This window comes from Roseburia sp. 1XD42-69, assembly GCF_003612565.1.
Taxonomy (GTDB): domain Bacteria; phylum Bacillota; class Clostridia; order Lachnospirales; family Lachnospiraceae; genus Roseburia_B.
On record NZ_RAZG01000094.1, the window covers coordinates 1 to 8,942 of the forward strand.

Sequence of the window (8,942 nt, forward strand, 5' to 3'; positions counted from 1 at the left end):
CGCGCTCTGATTACCAAACCGGCTATTGTGCTGGCCGACGAGCCGACCGGCAACCTTGACAGCAAGACCAGTGCCGAGGTGCTGGGGCTTATCAAGCGCACCAGTGCGGAGTTTCGGCAAACCGTCGTGATGATTACCCACAATGACGACATTGCCCGCCTTGCAGATCGGATTGTCCGCATTGAGGACGGCAAGATTGTGGAATAAGGAGGTGGCAGTCTATGACATGGCCTTTTGAGAATGATACAAGTGCCATTGTAAAAAAATTGGCAGGTAGGAGTATGCAAGCGGATAAGAGAAGCAAGGCATTTCTGCTTTTGACAATCGTCCTCTCTGTCTGTATGTTTTTTTCGATTCTCCTAATATCAACAGGCACACAAGAGGAATTCAAGAACACACAGAGGAATAAAGCGCAGATTGGCATTTTGGGAGTTACGGACGAACAAACGGCGCTGCTGCGTCAAAATGAAAATGTTATGTGGGTTGGCGAATATTCCGCTCTAGGTGTGTTTTATGTTGAAAATAAAACAATCACTGTTGCTTATGGAAATGAAGATTATTTTTTACATCAGGAAGAAAAAACTTTGCAGGGAAGTGTGCCACAGAAAGCGGATGAAATCATGCTCCCCCAGAACTACCTTGATTTTTTGGGAAAATCCTATCAGGCTGGTGATACAGTTTCTATTGACCTGACTGGAACAGGACAGGAAGCAGAATATACACTTTCAGGTGTTTTGAATAATACGAAGGAAAGCAACGGATATTTTATTTATGTCAGTAAAGAGCTTGCCCGAGATTTGGCAAAAGAGTCTTTTCAGGTTACAGCATATACGCGGTTGAATACAGACGCCATAAGCTCCACGGCTATTCTTGATTCTGCCGGCAAAGCAATACAAAATACAGGCATTGTCGAGGAACAGGTAATGCTTACAGAATATTCTGCTGTTATGTCGGGTGTGATAACATCGGGTATTCCGATTCCAGTACAACTACTGGCGGCTTTGACGGCTATTTTAGCGGCAACGATTGTCTATGGTGTTTTTTACACAAAGATTGTAAAAAATGTTCAGATGTTTGGGCAACTGCGGACAGTTGGCATGACAAAAAGACAGATTAAACGGATGGCAAGTAAAGAGGGACGTTTATATGCCTTGACTGGTATTCCTTTTGGGCTTATCACTGGTGTACTGATTGGATTTATTGGCTGTCCTGATGGATTCCGGCTAAAAACAACCGTTATTTATGCTGTACTGATTGCCGCAGTAGCCTTTGTAACAGTGAATATTGCCATTTTTAAGCCTGTTCGGGTAGCAATGAACACTTCCCCGGTAGAGGGTGCTAAATACCTTGCGTATACTGGAAAGGCAAAAAGCAGCTCAAAACTGCATCGGAAACTTACTCCGTTTAATCTGGCGAAAATAAATATACAAAGAAACAAACAAAAGGCAGTCCTGACGCTTTTAATGCTTGGAGTAAGCGGGGCTCTTTTACTGGTTACTTCTACAGTTGCTGGTTCTATTGATCCGGCAAAACAGGCAAGTTTCAAATATTATCCTGCCGGTAACATTCTTATACAAATAAAAAATACAGTTGGCAGCTCCTTCGATAACGAAGCGGAGCCATACGGAAGCGCAAAATTGCAACTGGAAGAAAATCCACTTGAAGATCAGGGATTGATGCAGGAATTAGAAAAGGTAGATGGGATAGAAAAAATCACCGCGTTTGACAGCGTTTATATGACGGCTGCTTTTTCGGGCGGAAGTGGTTCTATCACGAGCATTTCAGACTTTTTTCCAACCTTAAATCGGGAACAGACAGAAGAAAAGCAGGCGGTGTTATCCTCTGGAACAGCAGATTACAACGATATGGTTGAGAAAAATGGAATATTGGTTGCAGAAGATATAGCACAAGTTGGCGATACTTTGAAGATTGAGGGCAGAGCTTTTGATGGTAATACCTTTGATGTGGAAGCCGTTGTTGTAGGCACATACAATAGATCTGATTTAATGGAGGATAGCCCGGTTGTTCCCGGAAGCCCCTACTTCATTATGACTTATGACACAGCAAAGAAAATGACAGGTATAACGGAACAGACGGGTATTCTGGCAGTTAAAAATTCAGAGGGACATTTTGATGAAGTTTTGACCGCAGTTCAGGAGATTGCGGATAAAAATGGAAAAATAGAAGTAAATACGATTGAACAAACGATTAAAAATATTCAGCATCAATACAGCGCATCTTTAAATGCGCTATATATGACCTCTGCTATTCTGTTCATCTTTGGTAGTATCAGCCTTATGAATATGCTTATGGTTGATTTTCAGAATAGAAAGCGTGAATTCGGTCTGCTGGAAGCTGTTGGGGTAACGCGGAAACAGTTGAAAGCAATGCTGAATAGGGAGATTGGAATTTACCTCGGAGGTTCGTTGGTAATAGCTCTTGTATTTGGAAGCATTTTAAGTGTAATTGTTAGTAGGCGGTTGGATGCGGTGAACCATTGCATTACATTGGTATTACCGTGGCTATTTCTACTGGCTTTAGTCGCTGTTCTGGCAGTTATATATTTGATTTTCACCGCATACGCAAAATTCGAGTTGAAGAAAACAAGCATCTTGTCTGCCATAAGAGAGGAATGATCTTTTGTATAGACATCACTTAAAAGGTAGTTAATTTCAAAATAATATCACTCTGTTGATACAGCCAGTCCGTAAATTCTTTCGGGCTGGCTGTTCCTGTTTTTACAGCCCTTTTTCTCTGCAAAGACTAAAAGGCAAGCATTATGGAAATGTACATAACAGGCTATGAATCATGGATAACTCTATTCACAGCACATGGAAAAGCTAAAGAGCAGCTTTCCCACGTCCTGTAAACAGAGTTACCCACAATGCCGACTACTACGGAATTCCTCTTTTTTTATAACTTATAAAATATATTTATTTGTTTTATGGAATATAGGTCAGCCCCCATTTTGTCATAGCATAAAATACAGGTAGTAATGCCGTTCCTTTATCAGTCAGAGAATATTCTACATGGGGAGGGATTTCGTTAAATTGTATTCGTGACACCAATCCATCTTTCTCCAATTCGCACAAAGAAGAAGTAAGCATTGTGTTTGTAATACCATCAATGTTTTTTCTCATTTCGCCAAAGCGTATAGGGGATTTAATGCACATTTCATATATTATTTGAAATTTCCATTTGCCTTGCAACATGATAATTAAAGATGTTACCGGGCACTTACCAGCTTCGGTAAGAATACCGATTTTAACTTTTTGTGTCCATTCGTCATAAGTTATATCCTTGTCCATGCTGAACCGTCCTTTCTTTGGATATGGGTATACCAAGTATGTGCTTAACGGTATGGTATACCATATTATGTAAGAACATTCTGCGTACTTGAAGAACTTTGCAGACTAAGTATAATAATCTTATCAGCAAAAGTCAACAAAGGCACTGCTGTAATCCAAAAATTTTATCACAGAAAGACTAACTATTAAAAGTCAAGTCCTAAAATGAAATTTTTTGAATGAATTGCCGAATGGCATTTCAGATATAAAAAGAATCAAAAGCCGATTCTTTGTACGACTTTTTTGGCTAATTACTTTTCTTTTCAATAAATTTATCGTGCATCTGTTCGAGTAATGATAAATCAACGGTGCTTTTCAGGTATCCAATGGCAGGGTTGTTTTCCTTTTTCTGCTTATAGAGAATTTTTGCATTCTGGATGATTTTGTTTTTATTTTTACGGATAAAAAGCATTTCTTTATGTATGAGAGCCTTATAAAATAAGTCTGGTTCATGCTCCATATCATACAGGGTTAATTCCGATGCAGGAACTGGAATCATATTACTCAATTTCAATGTTCCCTTTAATTCCAATTCCCCGGATGAGGATTGGGAAGTGATGCGGATGATGGGAACAATGCTTCCGCGGATTTTCTGTACTCCATTTTCCATTCGGTAATCAGAATTTTTAGGCGAGGAAAGTGGGATGTAGTAGTTATACCCGTTAATGCTGTATACAATGCCCAGATACTTCCGTGTATGGTTCCGCTCATTTTCCTTTGAGGAAAAAACATTTTTTTCAACGGTACTGATATATGAGATGTATTTGGTAAACGATCCTAACTGTGTAGCAAGGAGCGGCAGGAGATGGGTATTCAGCGAAATTGAAACGCAGATTAAAAGTATTTGGGTATAGATTAGTAAAAACATAATTAAAAAGCAGTAAGAAAGAAAATACACAAAAGCTAACCGCCGCAGATGGCTTACTACCATATGCGGCGGTCTGCGTATTGGAAAGCGGGGGAATCAGGTAATATGTTTACACGGCGGTTTCGTTTGTGCTTATAGTCGTTTCGTGCAATTTATGGGAGTTTCGTGCAATGGGATTTGATGGGATACCCCATAATCCGATATAATTTATGGCAGGAGGTTGGTGCGATGAAGATAGCAATCTGCGATGACAGCAGGGAAGACAGGGATGCGCTGCGAGCGCTGCTGGAAGCCTGCGGGCATGATTTTGAAATAAGGGAATATGGCTCCGGCGCGGAGCTTTATGCGGATATGGGGTATGTGCGGGGATGGGCTTCGTGCGGATACACCAGAGCTTCCTCATCAACATGAGGTTATCGGGAAACTCAGCAGCTATGTCATGGTGCTGACCACGGGGAAGGAGATATCCGTGCCAAAGTCCAGGTACCCGGAAGTGAAGCGGCAGTACACATTGTTTAAGGGGGCGGAGTGATCATGGCATTGTGGATACTTTCGTTCTGCATCATAGCGATAGAGACGTGGGGGAGCATATATTTCTTTGATGCCTTTTTGAAGAAAAAGGATACAGGGTGGTTACAAAGGTGCAGATATGTTGTTTTATATTTTGCCAGCGGGGCAGCAGCGGTTCTTGGGGGACAGCTTGATTTGATGGGGATTAAGGTTCTGCTGATAGTATCGGTTTCTATAGCTTTCTGTGCGGTGTTCTAAAGGGCGGAACAATTATGGGGAGCTTTCCCATAAGGAGTGGCTGAAATTTTCCATGATCCCGCTGCTCACCGTGGCGTCCATGCTGCTTATGTTCTTCTGCAAAAGTGCAGAGGCAAAGGTGCAGACGGCATACCTCTTTCTGTCGGTGGGGCTGATATTCATCAACATCCTTGTCATAGAGCTGATGCAGGGAATACTTGAAAAAGAGGAGCTGCTCCAGGAAAGTGCGCTGGCAGGCCAGAAGAAGGAGAGCCAGCTTGCCCATTACCGGGATATGCAGGCGGTCTATGAGCGGCAGGGTAGGAATGCCGTCATCCACGTCAAGCTGGTGCAGGAGGGGGGAAGCTGATCTTCTCTGTAAGGAACCCCGTAGTGGAAAAAGTATGGGCCACGGAAGGCACCGGCCTGTTGAACGTGAAGGCAGTGGCGGATAAATATGGGGGCGATTTCGCCGTTTTCTGTGACGCAGAAAAGTTCCAGGCGGTGGTTATGTTATGAACTTTATGGTCATTTCGTGCAATTTATAGTCACTTGGTGCAATCGCGATTTGAAATGCGGGCGTATTTGCCGACGGATTTTATGAAACGACAAATTGTATACGGGCCAGGGTTAAATCAAGGAGGATGATAGTATGTCTATGAATGTGAATGGAAGCACACAGCAGATGGGAACCTTTACGATGAGATCGTGCAGGGATATAAGGACGGCACGGCGGAGCGTTATGTGGAGGACGAAGATTCTGAAACGGGGTTCCGTAAAATGACGCTTGATGAGGAACTGGCAGGGCTGGATAAGGCGTTCCAGAAGATGGCTGACGGTGCAGGTGTTAAGGAAATGATTTCAGGAGAGTTCAAGAGGCTGGCATCCAAGGCCGGGAGCAGGCAGACAGCATTCACGGATGTAAACAAAAGGCCGCAGGGTACAGATGTGCCGCAGAAACTGATGGTGCTGGCACAGACTTGGAAGGATTCCTATAAGGTTTCCGGCTCCAAAGAGGGCGGCATGGAGAAAGTGTTGTCCATGCTGGACGGTATGTTCGGCATTAAGAATGAAGCGTAGAGGAGGGAAAGGATATGCTTATAATCAGGGATTTCAGTAACAGGTTCCAGCAGATATCGGGAATGCCCATAAACAGCAAGGGCGGTAAGGATATGCTGAAAAGGGCAGGCATTGATACGAACAGCAAACAGTATCAGGCAGTAATGAAAAGCATGTCGGCGGCGTGTTCTGGTGTTGGGTACACAAATGTTCAGGCAATCAAAAACAGAATGAGCCGTTATGATAAGGATGGCGACTATATCAGTCCTGTTACGGGTTTGGCAGGTTTGGTTGTAACAGAGAAAAACCGTGCAGAAAAGAATAGAATCATTGATATACCGGAGAGTAGCAGGGATGAGATGTTTGAACTGACTAAGAAAGAGTTTCTGCAGGAAAACGGTGTAGGCAATGGAGACACTACAAGGCGTTCAGATGTATATTTGAATCTGTATCGGAAAATGGATAAGAATGACAGACTGGCAGCAGGGAATACATTAAGGCAGTATGAGCGGGCATATACGCAGGCATTTGTTGATGCGGTGAAGGCTGTTGTTCCGAAATGGGAGCCGGGAAAGCCGATTCCGTCCGGGGCATTGGACGGAATCACAAGGGAGTCCATCGACAATTCGCTTGTGCAGTCAGGCGGCTCTCTTGTGAAAAAAACATCTTCGGGCAGCACACTGGATATACAGGTATAATCTTTACACCCTATTCCGCAGAGGCGCATAATGCTTTGCCTCTGCGGTCTGCCCGGAGGCGAGGGGTGACTCTGAGCGGGCGAGTAGCGAAGGGAGGTGTTTGACAGGGGAAGTTAGGTGGTATATTTATCCCCGGTGTTCCGGCAGATTAGGGAATCGAGGAATAGGGAGAGGAGGTAAAGGCCGGTATGAAATTTTGTCGGGGAACGTAAGAGGATAGTTTTGTATGAAACAGTGAACCGCTTGGACTTATTGCAAGGGAGCGTGTGCGACTCTGAACGACAGATGAGCCGCTATAATAAAAAATATTGGAGGATTTGAAAAATGAATGTAAATGGAATAGGAACAACTGGATATCCGGCATGGCAGGGGGCAAGAAAGGCAGAAGGCAGTACGAAGGACGGTTTCGGGGCGAATGTGAAATCAACAGGAAACGTGGTACATATCGACCCTGACGCAGTATTTTCCATCCATCATGTAAAGACGGGAGAAAGCGCAAACGTATATCGGGCGGATGATTTTTCAGAGGACAATCCGATCTACCTTGTGAAAGGCACTGACATAAACGGAAATGAATACGAGCAGACGGTGGATGTGAGCAAGGTGAATCCGAATAGCTGCTCTTATACGGAGATGCTTGCGCTAAATGCACATACCGGGAATAAGTCGGACAGCAATTTCATGACTATGTCGATACTGAAGGATAAGATGGACGGCACTTCCTACCACGAAAAAGCGGATTATATGGCAATGGCGCACGAGCTTATGAATGACATGAAAACGCTTGGAAATTGGGGTGGGTATCTGCGGTATGGGAAGTGGATCAATGATATCCTTACTTTCTGTAAAGTCAAGTCATGATTGAAAAACAGCCTGCCCTACGGCTGAATACCCCCGATAGGCCACAGAGGGCAGGCGTCCTTGGTGTTCAGGCAGATTGGGGAGTCGGGGAGCTGGGAGAGGCGGTTGCCGGGAATGGAGGAAGAATGAATAATACTCTTTTGGAATTTGAGTGCATTGGCATGGATGACGGAAGAAAATTTCCCATCGAATATACCGGGCGTGGGCAGGACATATCGCCGGAATTTATAATTAAGAACCTATCACCGAATGCGAAAACCCTCGCTGTTACATTGGAAGATTTATCACACCCAATTAAGGATTTTACGCATTGGGTTATATGGAACATTCCTGCCACTGACAGAATAAAGAAAAATATTCCTGCTGGCAAGTCTGTGCCAATGTTGGGGAATGCTCGCCAGGGGATAGGATATGGCCTGCACCGTTATGCAGGGCCGAAGCCACCGAAAGGGAAAAAGCATACTTACCGTTTTACAGTCTATTCCTTGGATTGTGAAATAAATATAAGTGTCAACTCTATGAAAAGAAATTTTCTGAAAAAGGCTGAAAGGCATATCATCCAAAAAGGTAGTATTGTTGGTGAGTTTGAATAAGGAACCTGACATTTCAAATGAGGTGTGAATGGACAAAAGCCACAGAGGGCAGGCATCCCCGGTTTTCCGGCAAAACAGGAGGTTTTGAAATGGATATAACAGAAATAGCAAAAAGTCATCATGTGGAAATCCAAAAGATGGGAAAGGCATCCTCCAAAAAGGAATGGAAGCTGTCTGACTCCCTACGGGAGAAGATAGCCGAATACGCCAGGGAGGATGCGGCGCAGGGCGTCTATATGGGGAATAAGTTCCTCGCCCTGCGGAAAAGCGAGGTTGCCAAAGTCGCGCCGGACAGGGCTGCGCTGATGGGGAAGGTTGATATGAAGGAGATACGGGAGGCGGACGAGAGGTGGCTGCGCCTCCTGTTCGGGGAGCCGTATGAGGCTAAGTTCCAGTCCGGAGCCGTCCATGTGTATGACGGGAACGGTGACGAGGTACTGACCTACACGGCGGGCGTGGGCTGGCATGAGAAAGAGTCGAAAGCGGAGACGCAGGTACACGGGGCTTTGAAGGCTGCCTACTATGATGCGTTTCGTGCGGCAAGGCAGGAGATAAATGGTGGGGCAGTGGAAATGCAGGGCGGCTTTGACGCAAGGGCATAGTAAGAGTAGTATGCAGTTTTTTCCAGTTTTTGTCAGATTGGGGAAAATATGGAGAGGTTCTATAAATGAAAAAGGTTATGACTTGGGGATTAGTTATGGACCTATGTCAATACTTTGGACACAAAAAGTTGAAAGTTCATGCTGATTTTTTTAATTCCTCATCCTCC

Annotated in this window: 12 protein-coding genes and 1 pseudogene; 11 read left to right on the plus strand and 2 right to left on the minus strand. The window is 44.3% G+C overall.

Going from position 1 to position 8,942, the window contains the following annotated elements; genetic code table 11:
- Together D7Y06_RS22290 and D7Y06_RS22295 are read left to right on the plus strand one after the other, a co-directional pair.
- A pseudogene (locus D7Y06_RS22290) lies at positions 1-207 on the plus strand (ABC transporter ATP-binding protein); the annotation flags it as partial.
- A 14-nt stretch (positions 208-221) separates the two neighbouring features.
- Complete coding sequence (locus D7Y06_RS22295) at positions 222-2,636, plus strand: ABC transporter permease (protein WP_120409771.1); 2,415 nt, start codon at positions 222-224, stop codon at positions 2,634-2,636.
- Between the two features lie 306 nt (positions 2,637-2,942).
- Here D7Y06_RS22295 and D7Y06_RS22300 read toward each other — a convergent pair whose 3' ends face one another.
- Both D7Y06_RS22300 and D7Y06_RS22305 read right to left on the minus strand, forming a co-directional pair.
- On the minus strand, positions 2,943-3,308 hold the full coding sequence (locus tag D7Y06_RS22300) for a winged helix-turn-helix transcriptional regulator (RefSeq protein ID WP_120409772.1): 366 nt from the start codon (positions 3,306-3,308) through the stop codon (positions 2,943-2,945).
- A 286-nt stretch (positions 3,309-3,594) separates the two neighbouring features.
- Positions 3,595-4,278 (minus strand): type III toxin-antitoxin system ToxN/AbiQ family toxin, encoded by a 684-nt coding sequence (locus D7Y06_RS22305; RefSeq protein WP_330566571.1) that lies wholly within the window; start codon positions 4,276-4,278, stop codon positions 3,595-3,597.
- Between the two features lie 165 nt (positions 4,279-4,443).
- On the opposite strand from D7Y06_RS22305, the gene D7Y06_RS22310 reads away from it, so the two are divergent.
- The 9 genes from D7Y06_RS22310 (at position 4,444) to D7Y06_RS22350 (ending at position 8,775) form a co-directional block, all read left to right on the plus strand.
- Entirely contained in the window at positions 4,444-4,626 is a 183-nt protein-coding gene (locus D7Y06_RS22310) for a response regulator (protein WP_120409773.1), read from the plus strand.
- 123 nt (positions 4,627-4,749) lie between these two features.
- Positions 4,750-4,983: a hypothetical protein gene (locus tag D7Y06_RS22320; RefSeq protein ID WP_120409774.1), complete on the plus strand. Its 234-nt coding sequence runs from the start codon at positions 4,750-4,752 to the stop codon at positions 4,981-4,983.
- The gene (locus tag D7Y06_RS22325; protein WP_147415743.1) at positions 4,970-5,332 is read left to right on the plus strand and encodes a hypothetical protein; all 363 of its coding nucleotides are present in this window, start codon (positions 4,970-4,972) and stop codon (positions 5,330-5,332) included. The genes D7Y06_RS22320 and D7Y06_RS22325 overlap by 14 nt, the downstream gene beginning before the upstream one ends.
- Positions 5,333-5,355: 23 nt before the next feature.
- Complete coding sequence (locus D7Y06_RS27750) at positions 5,356-5,481, plus strand: GHKL domain-containing protein (protein WP_147415744.1); 126 nt, start codon at positions 5,356-5,358, stop codon at positions 5,479-5,481.
- 189 nt (positions 5,482-5,670) lie between these two features.
- The gene (locus D7Y06_RS22330; RefSeq protein ID WP_120409776.1) at positions 5,671-6,042 is read left to right on the plus strand and encodes a hypothetical protein; all 372 of its coding nucleotides are present in this window, start codon (positions 5,671-5,673) and stop codon (positions 6,040-6,042) included.
- Between the two features lie 14 nt (positions 6,043-6,056).
- The gene (locus D7Y06_RS22335; protein WP_120409777.1) at positions 6,057-6,719 is read left to right on the plus strand and encodes a DUF3879 family protein; all 663 of its coding nucleotides are present in this window, start codon (positions 6,057-6,059) and stop codon (positions 6,717-6,719) included.
- Positions 6,720-7,043: 324 nt separating this feature from the next.
- The gene (locus D7Y06_RS22340) at positions 7,044-7,580 is read left to right on the plus strand and encodes a hypothetical protein (RefSeq protein ID WP_120409778.1); all 537 of its coding nucleotides are present in this window, start codon (positions 7,044-7,046) and stop codon (positions 7,578-7,580) included.
- Positions 7,581-7,741: 161 nt separating this feature from the next.
- On the plus strand, positions 7,742-8,173 hold the full coding sequence (locus D7Y06_RS22345; RefSeq protein ID WP_243119454.1) for a YbhB/YbcL family Raf kinase inhibitor-like protein: 432 nt from the start codon (positions 7,742-7,744) through the stop codon (positions 8,171-8,173).
- An 89-nt stretch (positions 8,174-8,262) separates the two neighbouring features.
- The gene (locus tag D7Y06_RS22350) at positions 8,263-8,775 is read left to right on the plus strand and encodes a hypothetical protein (RefSeq protein WP_120409781.1); all 513 of its coding nucleotides are present in this window, start codon (positions 8,263-8,265) and stop codon (positions 8,773-8,775) included.
- Positions 8,776-8,942: the final 167 nt, after the last annotated feature.

What these genes read in the sequence shown, in the direction of transcription:
- D7Y06_RS22295 (WP_120409771.1), top strand. Translation starts at nt 222, where the DNA reads ATGACATGGCCTTTTGAGAATGATACAAGTGCCATTGTAAAAAAATTG.
- D7Y06_RS22300 (WP_120409772.1), bottom strand. Translation starts at nt 3,308, where the DNA reads ATGGACAAGGATATAACTTATGACGAATGGACACAAAAAGTTAAAATC.
- D7Y06_RS22305 (WP_330566571.1), bottom strand. Translation starts at nt 4,278, where the DNA reads ATGGTAGTAAGCCATCTGCGGCGGTTAGCTTTTGTGTATTTTCTTTCT.
- D7Y06_RS22310 (WP_120409773.1), top strand. Translation starts at nt 4,444, where the DNA reads ATGAAGATAGCAATCTGCGATGACAGCAGGGAAGACAGGGATGCGCTG.
- D7Y06_RS22320 (WP_120409774.1), top strand. Translation starts at nt 4,750, where the DNA reads ATGGCATTGTGGATACTTTCGTTCTGCATCATAGCGATAGAGACGTGG.
- D7Y06_RS22335 (WP_120409777.1), top strand. Translation starts at nt 6,057, where the DNA reads ATGCTTATAATCAGGGATTTCAGTAACAGGTTCCAGCAGATATCGGGA.
- D7Y06_RS22340 (WP_120409778.1), top strand. Translation starts at nt 7,044, where the DNA reads ATGAATGTAAATGGAATAGGAACAACTGGATATCCGGCATGGCAGGGG.
- D7Y06_RS22345 (WP_243119454.1), top strand. Translation starts at nt 7,742, where the DNA reads ATGGATGACGGAAGAAAATTTCCCATCGAATATACCGGGCGTGGGCAG.
- D7Y06_RS22350 (WP_120409781.1), top strand. Translation starts at nt 8,263, where the DNA reads ATGGATATAACAGAAATAGCAAAAAGTCATCATGTGGAAATCCAAAAG.